The sequence below is a fragment of the Pseudomonas fluorescens genome (assembly GCF_902497895.1).
Classification (GTDB): domain Bacteria; phylum Pseudomonadota; class Gammaproteobacteria; order Pseudomonadales; family Pseudomonadaceae; genus Aquipseudomonas; species Aquipseudomonas fluorescens_BP.
The window spans coordinates 1-20,530 of sequence record NZ_CABVHQ010000011.1 but is presented as its reverse complement, the minus strand read 5'-3'; the positions used below and the strand labels follow the sequence as shown (position 1 = coordinate 20,530).

Genomic DNA, 20,530 nt, shown 5'->3' with positions numbered 1-20,530 from the left:
TTGCTATTAATAACATACCCGTCAGTATAATTATTCCAAGCACCATTAGCGAAAGGCCCTTCACCATGTTCCGCTATGCCTTGCCCCTCGCGTTGCCAGTCAGTCTGGCGTTTTTGTTGTCGGCGTGCGGTCACGAAGAACCGGCGCAGGTCACTGTGCGTCCGGCCATGGTGGTGCAGCCAGAGCCTTCGGGCCAGGCGATGGACAGCTATCCCGGTGAGGTTCGCGCGCGTTACGAACCCGATCTGGCGTTCCGCATCGGCGGCAAGGTCAGCCGACGACTGGTTGAAGAGGGCGAGCGGGTCAAGGCCAATCAGCCGCTGGCGGAGCTCGATCCCCAGGACGTGCGCCTGCAACTGGAAGCCACCCGTGCTCAGGTCGCAGCGGCCCAGGCCAACCTCAACATGGTGCGCGCCGAGCGAGATCGCTATAAGACGCTGATGGAGCGGCAGATGGTCAGCCGTTCGCAGTACGACAATGCGGAAAACCTGTACCGCGCCGGCGTTGCCAGGCTCAAGCAGATCAAGGCCGAATTTGATGTTTCCAGCAATCAGGCCAGCTACGCGGTGCTGCGTGCGCCGCAGGATGGCGTGGTGGCCAAGCGCGCGGTTGAAGTCGGGCAAGTGGTGGCGGCCGGGCAGACGGTGTTCACCCTGGCCACGGATGGCGAGCGGGAAGTATTGATCAGTCTGCCGGAGCAGAATTTTGGCCGCTTCAAGGTCGGTCAGGAAGTCTCGGTGGAGCTGTGGACCCAACCGGATCAGCGCTTCGCCGGGCATATTCGCGAACTGTCACCGGCCGCCGACCCGAAATCCCGGACCTTTGCCGCGCGTATCGCCTTCAGCGCTGGCAAGGTCCCGGCCGAACTCGGTCAGAGCGCCCGGGTATTTATCCAGACCGCAGGCGTTGTGTCGTTGTCGGTGCCGCTCTCGGCACTCACTGCGCAAAACGGTGAGACCTACGTCTGGCGGGTGGACGCCAACAACACCCTCAAGCGCGCTCCGGTGCGCGTCGGTGCCTTCGGTGAAAAAACCGTGCCGGTCCTTGAAGGCCTGAGCGCCAGCGACTGGGTGGTGGCCGCGGGTGTGCATGTGTTGCATGAGGGTCAGCAAGTGCGTCCGGTGGATCGCTCCAATCGCACGGTCAATCTGGCGGTCAAGGAGTAGTCCCCGATGGGTTTCAATCTTTCCGAATGGGCGTTGCGCAATCGCCAGATCGTGCTGTTCCTGATGCTGTTGCTGGCCGTCGTCGGCGCGCTGTCCTACACCAAGCTGGGGCAGAGTGAAGACCCGCCGTTCACTTTCAAGGCCATGGTGATTCGCACCAACTGGCCGGGGGCAACGGCTGAGGAAGTGTCGCGGCAAATCACCGAACGCGTTGAAAAGAAACTGATGGAAACCGGTGAGTATGAACGGATTGTCTCGTTCTCTCGGCCCGGTGAATCCCAAGTGACCTTCATGGCTCGGGACTCGATGCATTCGGCGCAGATTCCCGAGCTTTGGTATCAGGTCCGCAAGAAGATCAGCGACATCCGCCATACCTTGCCACCGGGGATCCAGGGACCGTTCTTCAACGATGAGTTCGGTACCACCTACGGCAATATCTATGCGTTGACCGGCAGCGGTTTCGACTACGCGGTGCTCAAGGACTACGCCGACCGGGTGCAGATCCAGCTGCAACGGGTCAAGGATATCGGCAAGGTCGACCTGTTGGGATTGCAGGACGAGAAGATCTGGATCGAGCTGTCCAACGTCAAGCTGGCGACCCTCGGGCTGCGATTGGCGGTGGTCCAGCAAGCGCTGGAAGAACAGAACGCGATGTCCACCGCAGGCTTTTTCGAGACGCCTGGCGAACGCCTGCAACTGCGAGTCTCGGGGAATTTTCAGACAGTCGAAGAGATCAAGGGCTTCCCGATCCGGGTTGGCGATCGCACGTTCCGCATCTCCGATGTCGCCGTTGTGCACCGCGGTTTCAACGATCCGCCCGCGCCGCGTATGAGATTTATGGGCGAGGACGCCATCGGTCTCGCCGTGGCGATGAAAGAAGGCGGCGACATTCTGGTGCTGGGCAAGGCGCTGGAAGTCGAGTTCGCCCGGATCCAGAAAAACCTCCCGGCCGGCATGGAGCTGCGCAAGGTTTCCGATCAGCCGGCGGCGGTAAAAACCGGGGTCGGTGAGTTTGTTCGGGTATTGGTGGAAGCACTGGCGATTGTCTTGCTGGTGAGCTTCTTCTCCCTGGGCGTGCGCACCGGCATGGTGGTGGCGCTGGCAATTCCGCTGGTGCTGGCGATGACCTTTGCCAGCATGTATTACCTGGGCATCGGCCTGCACAAGATTTCCCTCGGGGCGCTGGTGCTGGCGCTGGGCCTGCTGGTGGACGACGCGATCATCGCCGTGGAAATGATGGCGATCAAGATGGAGCAGGGCTACGACCGGATCAAGGCTGCCAGCTATGCCTGGACCAGCACTGCGTTCCCGATGCTCACCGGGACCTTGATCACTGCCGCGGGCTTCCTGCCGATTGCCACCGCGCAATCCGGCACCGGCGAATACACCCGGTCAATCTTCCAGGTGGTGACCATCGCGTTGGTGGCGTCGTGGATCGCCGCCGTGGTGTTCGTGCCGTATCTGGGGGAAAAACTGCTGCCGGACCTGGCGAAAATCCATGCCGCCAAACACGGCACCGGCAATGGGCAACCCGACCCGTACGGCACGCCCTTCTATCAACGGGTGCGGCGTCTGGTGGAGTGGTGTGTGCGCCGGCGCAAAACCGTCATCGGCCTGACCATTGTGCTGTTCGTGGCTTCGGTGGTGCTGTTCCGCTTCGTCCCGCAACAATTCTTCCCGGCCTCCGGGCGCCTGGAATTGATGGTCGACCTCAAGCTGGCCGAAGGTGCCTCGCTGAGCAATACCGCCGAGCAGGTCAAACGTCTGGAAGGCTTGCTCAAGGACCACGCCGGGATCGATAACTACGTGGCCTACGTCGGCACTGGTTCGCCGCGCTTCTATCTGCCCTTGGACCAGCAACTGCCGGCGGCGAGCTTTGCGCAGTTTGTGGTGCTGGCCAAGACCATCGAGGATCGCGAAAGCCTGCGTAGCTGGTTGATCGAAACCCTCAACGAACAATTCCCGGCGCTGCGCTCGCGGGTTACGCGGCTGGAGAACGGCCCGCCGGTCGGCTACCCGGTACAGTTCCGGGTGAGCGGCGAGCACATCGAACAGGTCCGGGCGCTGGCGCGGGAAGTCGCGGCCAAGGTCCGGGAGAATCCCCATGTGGTCAACGTGCATCTGGACTGGGAAGAACCGAGCAAAGTCGTGTATCTGAACGTCGATCAGGACCGTGCCCGGGCCTTGGGCGTGAGCACCGTGAACCTGTCGAAGTTCCTGCAAAGCTCGCTCACAGGCTCAAGCGTCAGCCAGTACCGCGAAGACAACGAGTTGATCGAAATCCTGTTGCGCGGCACCTTGCATGAGCGCACGGAGTTATCCCTGCTGCCGAGCCTCGCGGTGCCGACCGACAACGGCAAAAGCGTGGCCCTGTCGCAGATCGCGACCCTGGAATACGGCTTCGAAGAAGGCATTATCTGGCACCGCAACCGCCTGCCGAACGTGACGGTGCGCGCGGACATCTATGGTAAGGAACAGCCGGCCAGCCTGGTCCAGCAGATCCTGCCGACCCTGGAACCGATTCGCGCGCAATTGCCCGATGGCTACTTGCTGGATGTCGGCGGTACCGTCGAAGACTCGGCCCGTGGGCAGAACTCGGTCAAAGCCGGGGTACCTTTGTTCATCGTCGTGGTCCTGACTTTGCTGATGCTGCAACTGCGCAGCTTTTCGCGCACGGTCATGGTGTTCCTTACCGCGCCTCTGGGGTTGATCGGCGTCACCTTGTTCCTGATGGTGTTCCGCCAGCCGTTCGGCTTCGTGGCCATGCTCGGCACCATTGCGCTGTCCGGGATGATCATGCGCAACTCGGTGATTCTGGTCGACCAGATCGAACAGGACATCGCCGCCGGACTGAAACCCTGGCAAGCGATCATCGAGGCCACGGTGCGACGCTTTCGGCCCATCGTGCTGACCGCGCTGGCCGCCGTACTGGCAATGATCCCGCTGTCACGCAGCGTGTTCTTCGGGCCGATGGCGGTGGCGATCATGGGCGGGCTGATTGTCGCGACGGCGTTGACCCTGCTGTTCCTGCCAGCGCTGTATGCGGCGTGGTTCAGGGTGAAAAGAGAACAGGCCTGACCAAGGGGGACAGGTATGGATGTACACAGATCCACTGTGGGAGCGAGCCTGCTCGCGAAGGCGGCCTGGCAGCCGGCCTAACGCTTGAGGGTGTACATATCCATTTCTGCGGTAACGGCGACTTATGGTTCCGCCCTTACGGCGTGTCACTTTTTCAAACGCCAAAAAGTAACCAAAAGGCTTCGCCCCGGCGTCCGGCACCTCGCTAAGGCTCGGTGTTCCCTCGCTCCGGCATTCATCAGGGGGCATCGCCTCCGGTCTGCTTCGCGACGACCTCCTCTCGATGTGTTCGACTTCGTCGAACGCCGCTTCGCGCCTTCCCCCTGATGAACGCCTCCACTCGGCCTCCCGAAGGGGCGGGTAGATCAAAAGCCAGATCAAAAGCCAAAGCAGAAGCGAGGCGGCCGACCGGCCGGCCTGTTTGTGTGGGGTGCGCGCCCCCGTAGGAGCTGCCGCAGGCTGCGATCTTTTGATCTTTTGATCTTTTGATCTTTTGATCTTTTGATCTTCGTGTTTGCGTTGGGTTATGTCTCAATTTTTATGATTATTGACATGGCCCTGATTGTGCTGTACTCAAAGCTCAGTTTTCAGCTTTTTTGAGACAGTGATGATCAAAGGTCCTCCGGCAAATCCGGACAGTGTTTTCGATCTCTTGGCCCAATCTCCTTACAAGGAGAAGTTGCCCGAGTATCTGGCGTTGCTTAAACCGCTGGATGAGCAGGGTCGTTATCTGCCGTTCGACGAACTGCGTTATCGTTGGGGGCCCGGGCTTGATTCGACCTTGTGCTGGGCCCTCGTCAAGAAGGCTCGGGCTGCTCAATACTCCGATCTGCTACCGTTGGGGGAGCCCACTCAGTGGGGAAAATTCATCCTCTCGCCCCTCGCGCAAAAGACCCTCTCGACCGTCGATCGCCAGGCGACCACCGCCGCCCTGGAATACATGACCGGCAAGATCGGTGAGCGAGCGCATTTCAATTATCTGCTCAATGATTTGATCGAAGACGAGGCCATCAGCAGCAGCCAGCTTGAAGGTGCGGCGACCACCACGCTGGTGGCCAAGGATATGCTCAAGCGCAACCGACTGCCGCGCACCCCGGATGAGCGGATGGTCATCGGCAACTACAAAATGATGATCTTTGCCTGGGACCAACGGCATGAACCGCTGAGCGTCGAACTGATCACCCAACTGCATAGGGTCGGAGTCGAGGGCATCGACGACAGCCAATACTCACCGGGCGCTTTCAGGGTCAATGACGAGGTGGTCGTCCAGGATGGTCAAGGCAACACCGTCCATACGCCGCCACCGGCGGCGGGTATCCAGGCCAGGCTCAATGGGCTGTCGAACTGGATCAATCATTCTCACAACGATCCTTTGCGCAATGATTACCTTCATCCGTTGATCAAGGGCATCGCCCTGCATTTTGCCCTCGGGTACGAGCACCCCTTCCGTGATGGCAATGGCCGTGTGGCGCGCGCATTGTTTTATTGGTTCATGTTCAAGAACGACTTCGCGGCGTTTCGCTACATCGCCATCAGCATCCTGTTACGCAACGCGCCGCTGAAATATGGGCGGGCCTATTTGCATAGCGAAACGGATGAGTTGGACCTGACCTATTTCATCGATGACCAGTGTTCGGTGATTGTCCGTGCGGTGACCGGGTTCACTGCTGCTTATCAGAAGAGCCTGGCGTATGCCGAGGGTTTTGATCGATGGCTGGAAGAGTCCGGGTTGTTCAAGCAGTTGAGCGAAAAGCAACGAACCGTGCTTCAGGTGGCCAAGAGTGGCATGGCCAAGGAATTCACGGCCGTGAATGTGAAGGACAATCTGGATTGCTCGTACAACACGGCGTCGGCCACGTTGAATGGATTGGTAGAGCTGAAGATCTTCGAGAAAAACAAGCAGGGCCGTGAGTGGGTATTCTTTCTGCGTGACAGCCAGGACATCAAAAAAGCCTGGGCGTAGGAGCTGCCGCAGGCTGCGAACTTTTGATCTTGACGTTTACAACGTCCCAAACACCTTCTTCGCCAGGCTGGTGGTCGCTGCCGCCGGGTTCTGGCGGAGGGTTTCCTCCTGCTTGCCGATCATTTCGAATAGGCCGTTGAGCGCCTGCTCGGTCACGTAACCTTCGATATTGGCATTTTTCGCGTCCAGTGCGCCAAGGCTCGCGGCCTGGCCGGCGAAGGAGTTGTACTGCTTGGCCAGACCGACCTTGTCGGTGGCTTGTTTGACGATCGGCAGGAACTTGACGCGGATCTGCTCACGGCTGGTTTTGCTCAGGTACTGCGTGGCTGAATCCTTGCCGCCGCTGAGAATGGCCTTGGCATCGTCCACGCTCATCTTCTTCACCGCATCCACCAGCAACGCCTGGGCTTGCGGCACCGCGGCTTCAGCAGCTTTGTTCATGCTGGCTTCCAGTTCGTCGACCTGGGCGCCCATACCGAACTGCTTCATCTTCTTGGCGACCTTGCCCAGTTGGCCCGGCAATCCGATCTTTACGTCCGGGTTGTTGCTGAAGCCGCCGGGAGTGCCCAGTTGCTTGACGGCGACTTGCGCGCCCTGGGTCAGCGCATCCTTGAGCCCGCCGGTAGCATCTGTCTGCGACAGATCGTTCAGGGACAAGGCCAGCGCACTGGCGGATATCAACAAGCCCGCGCACAGGCCGGCGAAGCGAAGGGAAGGACGGAGCATGGCAGCTTCCTTAATCAAGTGAGGAAATCAACGTACCGCATCGACGCGGATGTTCAACGGCTGCGGATCCTTGCCATCGAGTTGTACGGCGTGATGTTCAGTGGAGATGAACATCAACCTGCCATCCACTTCGATCCGCGCGCTGACCGAATAACGATGGCCGGGTTTGACGTGGGCCGGGTCATAGCTGAGGTGGAAGGGCAGTGGCACCTGGCCCTTGACCGGGCCACTCTGTTCGTCCAGCACCACCGCTGGGGCGTCGGCGAGAGAAACGTCCTGCAGGCTGACCCTCAGGGTCGCGTTCGGCGGCAGGGCGATGCGTTGCAGGTAGAACACTTCGCCGTCGAGGCTGGTTTTGGCGGCAGGTTGCATGGTTTGGCAGGCACTGAGTAAAGCTGCCAGTCCCAATAGCGAGAGTTTCTTCATAGGATTATCCATGTCGTTGACGCTGAAGAAGATCGGCGTCAACGACAATTTAGCGGATTTTATTCGTAAAAGGTGTCGACACTATTACTCAAGAAGTCCCGCGAAAGCGGCCAACGTGTATGGGCTTGCGGTCAGCCATGAAACGGTGAGCTGTTCGGACTTCAATACATAAATACTATGCAGCATCCTTTTTGATCAGACTTTCCTGACCAGGATTTCCAATGGTTGCAGGTTAGCGGCATCTGGCTCTACCCGGTGATGCTCTGTGGTGGTAAAAATCAGTTGGCCATTTGATTCGATGTTCGCCTGGATTGCATAGCTATGACCGGGTTCGACGTTGGCTGCAGCATAGACAAGATTAAAGTCCAAACCTGCGGTTTCTGCATTGGGGGTTACGCTGCGGGCAAGTTCCTTGGCGGGAGCATCGGCCAGAGAGACGTCCTGCAAAGTGACGGTCAACGTTGAATTCGCGGGCAGTCCTATTTGAACTTTGCCGTCAAGGGTATATACGGGTTCGCTGGTCATCATGATGTCCTTATCGTTAGCGTCGAAAAACCGACGTACTGAGCAGCGTAGTCGGAGATTCAGCTAGAAATTCCTTCAAGGAAGCATCCTTGCTTCATTGCCGAATTATCTGACGTTTCAGCAGTTATCTATCCGACGTTTTCTGGCTGATCCGCCGCATCTTCACTGCGATGCAACGCCACCTGGCGAATCGACAAGCGGATTTCCGCCGGCAATACGCGCTTGGCCGCGCCTTCGGCCAGCTCACCGAGCAGTGTGTGATAGCTCAGCTTGCCGGTTTCGTCGCGACGCAGTACGTCGAGATCCAGCAGGGTTTGAATGAAGTGACGGAACAGGCTCTTGTCGAAGAATTCCGGTGCGTTCAGGCCATGCAGGATCGACAGGCGCTGGGCCATGACGGTGCAGAGGTCTTCCAGTTCTTCGGCGCTGATGCTGTTCTGACCGCTGTTGAGCAGCAGCGAGATGGCCATATAGAAACGTTGCAGGGTTTGCGCGATGGTCTTGGACAGCAAGGTCAGCAGGACAAAATGCCGTGAACTTGGTGCCGGGCGCAGGTACACCTCCTTCTCGAAGCGTAACAGGCCTTGCTCGACGAAGGCTTCGAGCCATTGATCGATCACCGCATCCAGCTCATCCAGTGACCAGCGGATAAACAGCTCCGATTGCAGGTATGGATACAGCGCCCGGGTGTAGCGCAGGATTTGCTCGCGGCTCATGCGCGAACTGCTCTGGAAGAAGCTCGCCAACAGCGCCGGCAGGGCGAAGATGTGCAGCACGTTGTTACGGTAGTAAGTCATCAGGACGGCATTCTGCTCGTCCAGGTAGAGCACCTTGCCCAAGGCATCGCTCTGCTCGGAAAGCAGGTCCATGTCTTTGACGTGCTCGATCAGCGCGCGGCCATCACCTTCCGGCAGGGTGGTATGGGGCGAGTAGGGCACGCGCCGCAACAATGCCAGATAGAGATCCAGGACCCGCGCCATGGCGCGATCATCCAGAGCCAGCCGGCTGGTGGAGAGCAAGGCCAGTGCCACCAGATTGACCGGGTTGATCGCCGCGGCTTCGTTCAAGTGCCGGGCCACTCGCTCGCCGAGGCGATGGGTGGTTTCGTTCAGCCACGCCGGGCGGAACTGCGGACCGAGTTCCTGGGAGCGCCAGTCGGGCTGCTCGCTGTCGAGGAATTCTGCCAGTTTGATCGGTTCGCCAAAGTTCACCGCGACCTGGCCGAAGCGCTGCTTGAGGGCGCCGATGACCTTGAAAATGTCGAAGATCGATTCTTTTTTCTTGGTCGCTCCGCGCAGCTCGCCGAGGTAGGTCCGGCCTTCGAGGACGCGCTCGTAACCGATATACACCGGGATGAAGACAATCGGCATCCGCGATGAGCGCAGGAAGCTGCGCAGGGTGATGGCGAGCATCCCGGTCTTGGGTTGCAGCATGCGCCCGGTACGCGAGCGGCCGCCTTCGACGAAGTACTCCACCGGGAAGCCTTTGGTGAACAGGGTATGCAGGTATTCGTTGAACACCGAGGTGTAGAGCGGGTTGCCCTTGAAGGTGCGGCGCATGAAAAACGCTCCGCCGCGCCGCAGCAGGCTGCCAATCACCGGCATGTTCAGGTTGATCCCGGCGGCAATGTGCGGCGGGGTCAGGCCGTTGCGAAACAGCAGGTAGGACAGCAGCAGATAGTCGATATGGCTGCGATGGCACGGCACATAGATCACTTCGTGACCTTGGGCGACGGCCTGTACGCCTTCGATATGGTTGACCTTGATCCCGTCGTAGATCTTGTTCCAGAACCAGCTCAGTACCACTTCGAGAAAGCGGATCGCGGTGAAGGTGTAGTCCGAGGCGATTTCATTGCCGTAGCGCAGCGCCAGGGCCTTGGCTTTTTCCGGGGAGATGTTCTCGCGTTCGGCTTCTTCGAGGATCGCTTGCTTGACCAGCGGCTGATTCAGCAGGCCCTTGACCAGATTGCGCCGGTGGGAAATGTCCGGGCCGATCACCGCGGCTTTCAGATTGCGAAAGTGCACCCGCAGAATCCGCTGGGCCATGCGTACGGTGCGCTCGTGACCTTTGTTGTGCTCGATCAATTCGCGCAGATGAATCGGCGCCGAGAACTGCACGCGGGTCTTGCGCCCCAGAATCATGATGCTCAGCAGCCGGCGCAGGCGCCCGGTGACCGCCCAGCTATCGGCAAACAACAGTTTCCACGGGCTCGATTCGCTGTCCGGGGATTGGCCCCAGAACACGCTGACCGGGATGATCTGCGCGTTTTCGGCGGCGTTCTGGCTCAAGGCACTGACCAGGCGCGTCAGGGTCGGCGGTGCCCCGCGTTTGTCCTGGCGGCCAAGCCAGTCGGGCTCCGGCGTCAGGTAGAAGAACGCGGCCGGCTCCAGCAGATCGCCCACCGATACCGGCAACACCGGGCGTGGCAGGCCAGCCTTGGTGCACTCGGTGTCGAGCACCGCCAGGTCGGTCAGCGATGGGCTTTGCAGGACGTAGAACACCGGGCGACTGCGGTCGAGGTTGAGGGTGAAGGACGACTGGTTGATCGTCTCCGAGCGAACCCAGAGGTACAACAGTCGGCGCAAGGTGCCAAATACCAGACGGCGGAACGGGGAGCGGGTCATACGGCTTCTGCGCTAGTTGAAAAAAACCGAGCAGCTGCTCGGGCCCGGTAGTGTGCCGTATTCGCCGAAAATCGGCAAAAAAGCAGGGAAGTAAAGTTGATTCGAGGGTTTTATCCCGGTCTTGCACTTGGCCCCATTCCGAGTGTGACAGGCATAAAAAATCCGGAGTCCTTGGCGGTTTCCGGATTTTTCGCTGGCGAGTTGGAAAGGTCGCGGGTTACAGCAAAAACTTCGCGAAATTCACCCCGGTACCGGCTGGACGCACGTCTTCAAGGAAGGCGTCCTTGTCGGCGCTCAGCTCCAGGCTCACGGTAGGTTTGCGTTTGCCTTGGTTGCGTACCACCAGGCCTTCCATCTTCTCGCGCAGGAACGCCGTCGGCACTTTCAGGTGCAGCAGCTGATCGGTGCTCGGGGTGTGCAGCAACAAGTGAATCCACTCGTATTGGCCGATGGCCAGGCGGCTGACGGGAATATCGAACCACCAGATATTCTTGTTACGGTTCAGTTCGGTGAAGTGGCAGTTATTGACGCCCAGCACAGCGCCGCCGAGTTCCTGGTTTCTGCGGGCGATGGCCTGCGTTTTATCGAGTTTCATAACATTCCTACGGGTTGGATCTTCAGCGCCATGGCCTGAATACGTTGCGCATTCTCGTGGGTTGATGGGTAAACATAAAGTCAAACCTGCGGGTGGCGATGAAATGACCCAGTGAAAATAAATGAAACTCCGTGCAAAGGCTTCGGGTCAACCTTTATGTAGCGTCTATCACCCCTTGAACCGTTGCAGGAGAACTATCATGGGCAGTACTGGCGATAAAGTGAAAGGCATGGCCAACGAAGCGGTCGGCAACGTCAAGCAAGGCGTAGGCAAAGCCACCGACAACGAAAAACTGCGCACGGAAGGCAAGATCCAGGAAAACAAAGGCGAAGCCCAGCAAACCGTCGGCAAAGCCAAGGATGCGATCAAGAAAACCATCGATAAAGCCTGACGTGGACGGCTTGATTGCAGTAGAACGGCCATCCGCGGATGGCCGTTTTTATGTCAGTTACGGTTATCAATGAATCGAAATTGTTTCAACGCGGTCAACTGAGCTACTTTGGTGTAGAAAACGGCCCTTGAGTCGACATCGACTTCACCCTTTTGCGGCGAAAGAAGACGCTATGTTTTTTCCGGATTTGAAAGGCTTGCCGCTGCATCGCGTCCTGACGCGCACAGTCACCGAGTTCGTCGACGACGAAATGTCGACCTATGCCTCGGCGCTTGCCTATCAGATGCTGTTCTCGCTGTTCCCGTTCCTGCTGTTCCTCATCGCCCTGATCGGCTTCCTGCACTTGCCGGACTTTTTCTCCTGGCTGCGTCTGCAGTCGGAGCTGGTGCTGCCCCCGCAAGCTCTCGAGCAAGTGAACCCGGTGATCGACCAGCTCCAGCAGTCCAAGGGCGGGCTGCTTTCGGTGGGTATCGTAATCGCCCTGTGGACCGCCTCGGCCGGTGTGCGGCTGATGATGAGCGCGATGAACGCGGCGTACGATGTGGTCGAAGGGCGACCGATGTGGAAACGCTTTCCGCTGTCGATTATCTACACCATCGGCATCGCCGGCATGCTGCTGATCGCTGCGGCGCTGATGGTCCTGGGGCCGCAAGTGATGGGCTGGCTGGCCGGGCAGATCGGCATGGAGGATTTTATCGTCACCGTCTGGACCCTGGTACGCTGGCCATTGATCGTGGTGTTGTTGATGGTCGCGGTGGCATTGATCTATTACGTCACACCCGATGTGAAGCAGGAGTTCCGTTTTATCACGCCAGGCTCGGTGCTGGCGGTGGTGGTGTGGATCATCGCGTCTCTGGGCTTTGGTTATTACGTGAAAGCCTTCGCCGATTACAACGCCATGTATGGCAGTATCGGTGCGATCATCGTATTGCTCCTGTATTTCTATATTTCCGCGGCGGCGTTGTTACTCGGCGCGGAAATGAATGCGGTGATCGACCACATGTCGGCCCATGGCAAGCATCCTGGCGAGAAGGACTTGGGGGACGACGAAAAACACCACGTTTCGGGATTGGGACGGGACCACTCGCTCAAGCCGACCACAGACGAAGTCGAAACATGATCCGTGAAATTCTGAAAATGGGCGACGAACGCCTACTGCGCATTGCCCCGCCGGTGCCGGCCGAGATGTTCGACAGCCCGGAGCTCTGGCAGTTGATCGATGACATGTTCCAGACCATGGAACATGTGGGTGGCGTTGGCCTGGCCGCACCGCAGGTGGGCGTCGACCTGCAACTGGTGATTTTCGGTTTCGAGCACAGCGAGCGCTATCCGGACGCGGAAGCGGTGCCGCAGACGATCCTGATCAACCCGTTGATCACGCCGCTGGGGCCGGTCCTGGAAGAGGACTTTGAAGGTTGTCTGTCGGTGCCCGGTTTGCGTGGCGCAGTGGAGCGCTACCAGCAGATTCGCTACGAAGGGTTTGACCCCAAGGGTGAACCGATCGTGCGCATCGCTTCAGGCTTTCATGCCCGCGTCGTGCAACACGAATGCGATCACCTGATCGGCCGGCTGTACCCGTCGCGGATCAGCGACTTCAGCAAGTTCGGCTTTATCGAGGTGATGTTCCCGGATCTGGACCCTGCCGCGGGCGAATGAGGCGGGTCAGTCAGTCAAGAAAAAGGTGTCGAGCGCAAACCTGTGGCGAGGGGGCTTGCCCCCGTTGGGTCACGAAGCGGCCCCAAAATCTGCAATCGCATTCAGTCTGACACACCGCAGTTGCTGATTTTACGACTGCTTCGCAGCCGAGCGGGGCGATGCGGCGTTCCGACAAGCCCCCTCGCCACAATGAATGCGACACCTCTCTCAGCTAATTGGCCGGTTTGACGAAGCGCAACGTCATCCAGTCCGACTTGCAGACACTTCCGAGGTCGACCGAAGCGGCAGTTCCATGCCCATGGCAATCATGGGTTTGCTGCGTGCATAGCGCGCCAGACGATCTGTCAGTGACTGGGGCAGTCGTGGCTCGATGGAAAATCCCAGGCCCTCGTAGAACCCTTGCAGATCCGGATGGCAAAACAGCCAGACCGGCCCGTCGACAGGCGCAAGCGCATGTTCCACCAGCTGCGTGGCAAGCCTTTGGCCTCGGCAGCCCGGATCGACAAACAACCCGGTCAGCCACTGCCCTTGGGCTACCGGTGTCAGGCACAAGCCGGCAATGATTTCCACTCGTCTGGCCACCCACAGTTGACCTTCGCCGGCCGCGCGCATCGGCGAATTGTGCTGGCGATAGAATTTATTCAGCAGGGGGCGTAGCGGCTCGGCAAGCGGGCTGAAATGAAGCTCTGGCATGGTTGGAGTGAATTTCTATGAAGGGCGGTGAGCAGTAAAAAATTATAAATCGCTGAAATAAAACCCTGCTACGCAATAGGTGTTATACCTCATGTTACATCCCGTATGAGTGGAGCGTGCATCATGGCCAAAGGCATGGATTCAAAGAAAGCAGCGAAGAAAAAACCCTCGAAAACCGCCGATGAAAAACGCGCGGACAAGAAAGCCAAGAAAGTCGGTGTGTTCGGTCACTGAGTCGTCTTTAACGGAGCCCGTCCATCGGGCTCCGCTTTCACTTCCCAATTGATCTGCAAGATTTCTCCCGCAAGATCAGGTCAAGTACTCTCGCGCACCATCAACTCAAACCCCATATCCTGCACCGGTTTGGCTACGGTATTGCCGGCCATCAAGGTCAGCATCTGCTCGGCAGCGCGGCGGCCAATGGCTTCTCGCGGGGTGCTGATGCTGCTCAGGCGCGGCACCATATGAGCCGAGGCGGGCAGGTCGTTGAAACCGAGGACCGCCACTTGCTGGGGAATCTTGATCCCGCAGCGCATGGCTTCGAGCAGCGCGCCCTGGGCCAGGTCGTCGTTACCGAAGAAGATCGCGTCGACTTGCGGGTGGCTGTTCATCAGCTGCAGAAACAGTTCGCCCCCCAGACCCACCGACGAGGGCCGCGGAGTCAGGATCTCCAGGTCCGGATCATACAAACCGGCTTTTTGCAGGGCCCGGCGGAAACCTTCACCACGCAACAGGGTGCGCTGGTCGAGTTGCGCGCCGATGTAGGCCAGGCGCCTGCGACCGCGTGAGATCAAATGCTCGGCCGCGGTCTCGCCGGCGCTCAATTGCGAAAAGCCGACGCAGTTCAATCCGGCACCGGGGTCCAGATCCATCATGTAGACGCAAGGAATGTTGCTGATTTCGACCATTCGTCGGGCGCTTTCGGTGCGATCGAAACCGGTCAGCAGCAAACCGCGCGGCTGATAGGCCAGGTAATTGCGCAGCAGGTTTTCTTCTTCATCCCGCGAGTAGTGATAGTTGCCGATCAAGACTTCAAAGCCTTTGGGGCGCAGTACAGTGTGAATGGCTTCGAGGGTTTCGATGAACAGCAGGTTGGACAACGACGGCACCAGAACCACTACCGAATGGCTTTGGGCCGAGGCCAGGGCGCGGGCCGCGGGGTTGACTACGTAGTTCAGTTCGAGGGCCGCCTGCTGGACTTTCTCCACCAGTTCGGTGGCCACAGTGGTGACGCCGCGCAGGGCCCGGGAAGCGGTGATCGGACTGACGCCGGCCAGTCGTGCGACTTCATTGAGGGTGGGGCGTCCCGTGGTGCGGGTATTTTTATCGTTTTTAGAGGAGGTCATCGGACTGCTTGCCAAACAAAATTCAAGGTACTAAGGTAGCGCTGTCTCGATGCGGCTGCAAATGCTTGGAGTGTGGCGTGCCTGACCCCACTCTTCAGCGTCGAAACAGAACACGCTGCAACCCATAAAAATGACAAGAGGCGTCGGCAAAAACTATTTTTGCACTAGAGTTTTATTTAGCAAAGGTAGCGCTGTCTGCGTGCTGAGGTGTTACATGAATCAACCTATCACCGCCCTGGTCATCATGGGCGTCGCCGGCTGCGGCAAAACCTGCGTGAGCGAGGCCCTGTGTCTGCTCAGCGGCGCTACCGCCATTGAAGGCGACTCTTTCCACCCTGCCGCCAATATCGAAAAGATGAGCGCGGGCATTCCTTTGAACGACGACGACCGTGCCGGTTGGCTCGACAGCCTGTGCGAAGAGTTGCGCCGCGTCGATGCCAGTGGTCGACGTCCGGTGCTGACCTGCTCGGCGCTCAAACACAGTTACCGTGAACGCCTGCGCCGCGCCTTGCCGGGGCTGGGTTTCGTATTTCTCGAACTGACTCCCGAAGTGGCTGCCCAGCGCGTCGCCCATCGCCCGGGTCATTTCATGCCCTCGACATTGATCGACAGCCAGTTTGCCACGCTCGAATCGCCTGTCGGCGAACCGCTGACCCTGGCTCTCGATGCGTCTAGTCACAGTGTTGAACGCCTCGCTGAGCTGGCTAATGCCTGGTGGCTTGAACATGGGCTGAAACTTGCGGTGTAATTTTTGTTCCAAGAGATAGCGCTGTCCCATTAGCAGACGGTTTGTTTATTAGCCGCTTTAATAACAACAACAAACAGGAGTCACCCCATGTTTGGCATGTCCCAAGAGACCTATCTGCTAGTCGATGCAGTGGTCACCATCATCGGCCTGATCGTGTTGATCACCCGATTCAAGATGCACCCGTTCATTGCGTTGATCATTGCCGCCGGTTTCCTCGGTCTGACCTCGGGCATGCCAGTGGACAAGATCATCAAGGCCTTCCAGGACGGCTTCGGTGGCGTTCTCGGCTTTGTCGGCATCATCCTCGCGCTGGGCACCATGCTCGGCAAAATGATGGCCGAATCGGGCGGGGCGGATCAGATTGCCCGCACCCTGATCCAGGCGTTCGGTAAAGAGCGCGTGCAATGGGCAATGATGTTTGCGGCGTTTCTGGTCGGCATTCCGTTGTTCTTCGAAATCGGCTTCGTGCTGCTGATCCCGCTGGTGTTCATCGTCGCCAAGCGTACCGGCGTGTCGCTGATCAAAATCGGTATCCCGTTGCTCGCGGGTCTGTCTGCGGTTCACGGTCTGGTTCCGCCACACCCGGGTCCGTTGCTGGCCATCGGTATATTCGGTGCCGACATCGGCAAAACCATTCTCTACGGTCTGATCGTCGCGCTGCCGACCGCCATCATTGCCGGTCCATTGTTCGGTACGTTCATCGCCAAATACATTCCGGGTCATCCGAATCAGGAGTTGGTGGATCAACTGGCCCATGAGCCGGAAGCCTCCACGCTGCCAAGCTTCAGCATCACCCTGATCACCGTGCTGCTGCCGGTGTTCCTGATGTTGCTCAAGACCTTCGCCGATGTGGTGCTGCCTGAAGGTAATGGCATACGCAACTGGATGGACATGATCGGCCACCCGATTGCTGCCTTGCTGTTGGCCCTGCTGCTGTCGCTGTACACCTTTGGCTACCGACGCGGTTTTGATTCGAAGAGAATTCTCAAGCTGCTCGACTCCAGCCTGGCGCCAACGGCCGCGATCATTCTGATCATCGGTGCTGGCGGTGGCTTCAAGCAGATGCTGGTAACCAGCGGCGTGGGTGATGTGATCGGCCATATGGCGGTGAACGCGCAGATCTCGCCGATTTTGCTGGCGTGGCTGGTAGCGGCGGTGATTCGTGTCGCCACCGGTTCGGCGACCGTGGCAACCATTACCGGTGCGGGCATTGTGGTGCCGGTGGTGGGGATGGTTCCAGGCGTCAATCTTGAATTGCTGGTACTGGCAACGGGCGCAGGTTCGTTGGTGCTGTCTCACGTCAACGATGCGGGCTTCTGGCTGGTCAAGCAGTACTTCAACATGACCGTCCTCGAAACCTTCAAGACCTGGACCGCGATGGAAACCATACTCTCCGTCGTTGCGCTGATCTTCATCCTGCTGCTGTCGCTGGTGGTCTGACCGAACACCCGTAGGAGCTGCCGCAGGCTGCGATCTTTTAGCGATCCTGACATCGCGAAGATCAAAAGATCGCAGCCTGCGGCAGCTCCTACAGGGTGTGTTTCGGCTTAACTGGTGCTGGTCTTCTGCACCAGTCCATCCGCCCTGAACATCCCGCGAATCCCGCGCACGGCCTGGCGAATCCGGTCCTGGTTTTCGATCAGGGCAAAGCGCACATGGTCGTCACCGTATTCACCGAAACCCACTCCCGGTGACACACAGACCTTGGCCTCTGCCAGCAGTTTCTTGGCGAATTCCAGCGAGCCGAGGTGTGCGTAGGCCTCGGGAATCTTGGCCCAGACGTACATCGCGGCCTTTGGATTCTCGACCATCCAGCCCAGTTCATGCAGGCCTTTGACCAGCACGTTGCGCCGCTGCCGGTATTGCTCGGCGATGTCTTTCACGCATTGCTGATCACCTTCCAGCGCCGCGATGGCCGCCACCTGCAGCGGGGTGAAGGTGCCGTAGTCGTGATAACTCTTGATCCGCGCCAGGGCGTTGACCAGTTCGGCGTTGCCGACCATGAAACCAATGCGCCAGCCAGCCATGTTGTAGCTCTTGGACAGGGTGAAAAACTCCACCGCGATGTCCTTGGCGCCGGGCACCTGCATGATCGACGGGGCTTTATAACCGTCGAAGACGATGTCGGCGTAGGCCAGGTCGTGGACCACCAGCACATCGTATTGCTTGGCCAGGGCGATGACCCGCTCGAAGAAGTCCAGCTCTACGCACTGCGCGGTGGGGTTGGACGGGAAGCCGAGAATCATCATCTTCGGTTTCGGGATCGAACCGCGAATCGCTCGTTCCAGTTCGGCGAAGAAGTCCACGCCAGGGATCAGTGGCACCGAGCGCACCTGGGCGCCGGCGATCACCGCGCCGTAGATGTGGATCGGGTAGCTGGGGTTCGGCACCAGCACCGTGTCGCCCTGGTCGAGAGTGGCAAGCATCAGGTGCGCCAGGCCTTCCTTGGAACCAATGGTGACGATGGCCTCGCTTTCCGGGTCGATGTCGACCTGGTAGCGATCCTTGTACCAATTGGAAATCGCCCGACGCAGGCGCGGAATGCCCTTGGACGTGGAGTAACCATGGGTGTCTTCGCGCTGGGCGACGGTGACGAGCTTTTCGACGATATGCGGCGGTGTCGGGCCGTCGGGGTTACCCATGCTGAAGTCGATGATGTCTTCGCCACGACGTCGGGCGGCCATCTTCAGCTCGGCAGTAATGTTGAATACGTAAGGGGGGAGTCGATCTATGCGCGCAAAGCGGCGCGGCGAACCTTGGTCAGCCATTGTTGCCTCTGGTACGTAAGCGCCCGGAACCGTCCGAGCGACGTCGGCCACTGCGGTGGCCTGAGGCGCAAGATAAGGGCTGGGGCGGCAGGTTGTCCAGCGCGATCCTCTGGTTCGCCGCAGTAGGCGGGACGCTTATTGCCCGCTCGGGCGGTGGCAGTCTGCACAGTGCGCGCTGTTTCTGACAGGGTTCTTCTGTGCCGGATTGGTCTGGTTCATCGACTTATACCTGGCCGCCACCCATGGCGGCAGGTTGTGGGGCAATAAACTGCTGCGGTATTATTACCTGGCATCTGCAGCGATCTTCTGCGATTTTTCGGTCTACGTGAGCGTTTAGGGCGATAACCAGTTTATCGACCCGATGGCTGTCGTTGAGCTGCCAGGTCTTTGACTGGGGAAATTCGGATGGGCTTCTATACTCCCAGCCGAACCCATCTTTCACCTATCGAGGTTGCTTTCATGGACGAGCAAAAAAAATCCGATCGGCCTGAACCGCGTTTTGAACATGGCCATTTTCTGCTGATCGCGGGGCTTGGCGGGCGCTTTACTAGCGAGACAACCCAAGGCATCCCACAGCTTTGGAAAAAATTCATTCCGCATATCGGCAAAGTCCCGGGCCAAAAGGGCGACGTGACCTACGGCATCTGCTGTAATCCGGACGGCAAGGGCGGTTTTGAGTACATCGCGGGAGTCGAAATCAGCAAGCTCGATGACTTGCCCGATCAATACCGCTGGATTGAAGTTCAGCCACAATACTATGCGGTGTTCGAGCATAAAGGCTCACTGGAGACCTTGCCCCAGACCTTCCAGTACATCTGGAAAACCTGGTTGCCAAAGTCCGCCCATAAAGCCGCCGATGCGCCGGAGTTCGAGCGTTACAGCGCCGACTTCAATCCGCAGACAGGGGAAGGGACTCTGGAAATCTGGCTGCCGCTCAAGGTGGATTGATCCAGCTTTGCAGGCAGTGGCGGCCGGCAAGGAAAGCCCAAAAAACCGGCCGCTACGCCTATCGTCTTTCGCCTTACAAGGTAGCTGTTGTCTTCTATGAAATCGTCAAACGCTGTTATCCGCCAGGTCACGCCCGCTGATCTGGACCGCTGTTTCGCCATCGAATCCGTAGCCTACGAAGGCGACGAAGCGGCGACCCGAGAGAAAATCGCCACGCGCATCGCCACCTGGCCTCAAGGATTTATCGTGGCTGAAATCGAGGGTGTGGTCGCAGGCTTTATCAATTCCGGCGCCGCCTGGCAGGTGGAAATGGCCGATGAAGCCTTCAAGGAATTGATCGGCCACGATCCGGACGGTCCGCATGTGGTGATCATGTCGGTGGTGGTGCATCCGGATTATCAGGGGCAAGGCTTGGCGAAGCGGTTGATGAGCGAGTTTATCGTCCGCATGCGAAGCCTGAACAAGGTGAGCATCCACCTAATGTGCAAGGAGCGGCATGTGGCGTTTTATGCACAGTTCGATTTCGTCTACCTCAAGGCTTCAGACTCTGATCATGGCGGGATGGCCTGGCATGAAATGGAGTTGAGTTTGGGTTGACCGTAATGCCAGTCAGTTAAGCGCCATTTTTTGCGAGGAGCGCTTCAGATTGTTTGCCAGGCTCAAGAACCCCCCCTCACCCTAACCCTCTCCCCAGGGGCATAGATATCTACACATCTTTTAAGGGCTGCCAAATACTGTGGCGAGGGGGCTTGCCCCCGCTCGGCTGCGCAGCAGTCGTAAAACCGGCGGATGCGTTCTACCTGGAAAACCGCGATAGCCGGTTTTAGGGCCGCTTCGCGACCCAGCGGGGGCAAGCCCCCTCGCCACAGGTAGGGTG

Annotated in this window: 18 protein-coding genes and 1 pseudogene; 11 read left to right on the top strand and 8 right to left on the bottom strand. The window is 58.7% G+C overall.

Annotated elements, in window-relative coordinates; genetic code table 11:
* Positions 1-65: 65 nt before the first annotated feature.
* The 3 genes from F8N21_RS07900 to F8N21_RS07885 all read left to right on the top strand — a co-directional run bounded on the left by F8N21_RS07900 (position 66) and on the right by F8N21_RS07885 (position 6,207).
* Positions 66-1,166 (top strand): efflux RND transporter periplasmic adaptor subunit, encoded by a 1,101-nt coding sequence (locus F8N21_RS07900; protein WP_150641590.1) that lies wholly within the window; start codon positions 66-68, stop codon positions 1,164-1,166.
* Positions 1,167-1,172: 6 nt separating this feature from the next.
* On the top strand, positions 1,173-4,244 hold the full coding sequence (locus F8N21_RS07895) for an efflux RND transporter permease subunit (RefSeq protein ID WP_150641589.1): 3,072 nt from the start codon (positions 1,173-1,175) through the stop codon (positions 4,242-4,244).
* Between the two features lie 607 nt (positions 4,245-4,851).
* On the top strand, positions 4,852-6,207 hold the full coding sequence (locus F8N21_RS07885) for a Fic family protein (protein WP_150641587.1): 1,356 nt from the start codon (positions 4,852-4,854) through the stop codon (positions 6,205-6,207).
* A gap of 36 nt (positions 6,208-6,243) precedes the next feature.
* Here F8N21_RS07885 and F8N21_RS07880 read toward each other — a convergent pair whose 3' ends face one another.
* The 5 genes from F8N21_RS07880 to F8N21_RS07860 form a co-directional block, all read right to left on the bottom strand.
* Positions 6,244-6,933, bottom strand: coding sequence for a DUF4197 domain-containing protein (locus F8N21_RS07880; protein ID WP_150641586.1), 690 nt, complete (start codon positions 6,931-6,933; stop codon positions 6,244-6,246).
* Positions 6,934-6,960: 27 nt separating this feature from the next.
* On the bottom strand, positions 6,961-7,359 hold the full coding sequence (locus tag F8N21_RS07875; RefSeq protein ID WP_150641585.1) for a YbaY family lipoprotein: 399 nt from the start codon (positions 7,357-7,359) through the stop codon (positions 6,961-6,963).
* 195 nt (positions 7,360-7,554) lie between these two features.
* The gene (locus tag F8N21_RS07870; protein ID WP_150641584.1) at positions 7,555-7,884 is read right to left on the bottom strand and encodes a YbaY family lipoprotein; all 330 of its coding nucleotides are present in this window, start codon (positions 7,882-7,884) and stop codon (positions 7,555-7,557) included.
* Between the two features lie 128 nt (positions 7,885-8,012).
* Positions 8,013-10,508, bottom strand: a complete 2,496-nt coding sequence (plsB, locus tag F8N21_RS07865; protein WP_150641583.1) for a glycerol-3-phosphate 1-O-acyltransferase PlsB — start codon at positions 10,506-10,508, stop codon at positions 8,013-8,015.
* A gap of 217 nt (positions 10,509-10,725) precedes the next feature.
* On the bottom strand, positions 10,726-11,103 hold the full coding sequence (locus tag F8N21_RS07860; protein ID WP_150641582.1) for a hypothetical protein: 378 nt from the start codon (positions 11,101-11,103) through the stop codon (positions 10,726-10,728).
* 199 nt (positions 11,104-11,302) lie between these two features.
* Here F8N21_RS07860 and F8N21_RS07855 point away from each other — a divergent pair, with 199 nt between their 5' ends.
* The 3 genes from F8N21_RS07855 (at position 11,303) to def (ending at position 13,150) form a co-directional block, all read left to right on the top strand.
* Positions 11,303-11,494, top strand: coding sequence for a CsbD family protein (locus F8N21_RS07855; RefSeq protein WP_150641581.1), 192 nt, complete (start codon positions 11,303-11,305; stop codon positions 11,492-11,494).
* A 172-nt stretch (positions 11,495-11,666) separates the two neighbouring features.
* Positions 11,667-12,614: a YihY/virulence factor BrkB family protein gene (locus F8N21_RS07850; RefSeq protein WP_150641580.1), complete on the top strand. Its 948-nt coding sequence runs from the start codon at positions 11,667-11,669 to the stop codon at positions 12,612-12,614.
* The gene (gene def, locus F8N21_RS07845) at positions 12,611-13,150 is read left to right on the top strand and encodes a peptide deformylase (RefSeq protein WP_150641579.1); all 540 of its coding nucleotides are present in this window, start codon (positions 12,611-12,613) and stop codon (positions 13,148-13,150) included. The genes F8N21_RS07850 and def overlap by 4 nt, the downstream gene beginning before the upstream one ends.
* Before the next feature lie 240 nt (positions 13,151-13,390).
* Here def and F8N21_RS07835 read toward each other — a convergent pair whose 3' ends face one another.
* Together F8N21_RS07835 and F8N21_RS07830 are read right to left on the bottom strand one after the other, a co-directional pair.
* Positions 13,391-13,843, bottom strand: a complete 453-nt coding sequence (locus tag F8N21_RS07835; RefSeq protein ID WP_150641578.1) for a GNAT family N-acetyltransferase — start codon at positions 13,841-13,843, stop codon at positions 13,391-13,393.
* A gap of 314 nt (positions 13,844-14,157) precedes the next feature.
* Positions 14,158-15,189 carry a LacI family DNA-binding transcriptional regulator gene (locus F8N21_RS07830; protein ID WP_150641577.1) on the bottom strand — a complete coding sequence of 344 codons (1,032 nt, stop codon included), beginning with the start codon at positions 15,187-15,189 and terminating at the stop codon, positions 14,158-14,160.
* Between the two features lie 214 nt (positions 15,190-15,403).
* On the opposite strand from F8N21_RS07830, the gene F8N21_RS07825 reads away from it, so the two are divergent.
* The gene (locus F8N21_RS07825) at positions 15,404-15,937 is read left to right on the top strand and encodes a gluconokinase (RefSeq protein WP_150641576.1); all 534 of its coding nucleotides are present in this window, start codon (positions 15,404-15,406) and stop codon (positions 15,935-15,937) included.
* 87 nt (positions 15,938-16,024) lie between these two features.
* Positions 16,025-17,377: a GntP family permease gene (locus F8N21_RS07820; RefSeq protein WP_150641575.1), complete on the top strand. Its 1,353-nt coding sequence runs from the start codon at positions 16,025-16,027 to the stop codon at positions 17,375-17,377.
* 107 nt (positions 17,378-17,484) lie between these two features.
* On the opposite strand, the gene alaC is transcribed toward F8N21_RS07820, so the two are convergent.
* Positions 17,485-18,705: an alanine transaminase gene (gene alaC, locus F8N21_RS07815; RefSeq protein WP_150641574.1), complete on the bottom strand. Its 1,221-nt coding sequence runs from the start codon at positions 18,703-18,705 to the stop codon at positions 17,485-17,487.
* A 98-nt stretch (positions 18,706-18,803) separates the two neighbouring features.
* Here alaC and F8N21_RS07810 point away from each other — a divergent pair.
* The 3 genes and pseudogenes from F8N21_RS07810 to F8N21_RS07800 form a co-directional block, all read left to right on the top strand.
* A pseudogene (locus F8N21_RS07810) lies at positions 18,804-19,042 on the top strand (LysE family translocator); the annotation flags it as partial.
* Positions 19,043-19,164: 122 nt separating this feature from the next.
* Positions 19,165-19,653: a GyrI-like domain-containing protein gene (locus tag F8N21_RS07805; protein WP_150641573.1), complete on the top strand. Its 489-nt coding sequence runs from the start codon at positions 19,165-19,167 to the stop codon at positions 19,651-19,653.
* Positions 19,654-19,749: 96 nt separating this feature from the next.
* Entirely contained in the window at positions 19,750-20,250 is a 501-nt protein-coding gene (locus tag F8N21_RS07800; protein ID WP_150641572.1) for a GNAT family N-acetyltransferase, read from the top strand.
* The last annotated feature ends 280 nt before the right edge of the window (positions 20,251-20,530 follow it).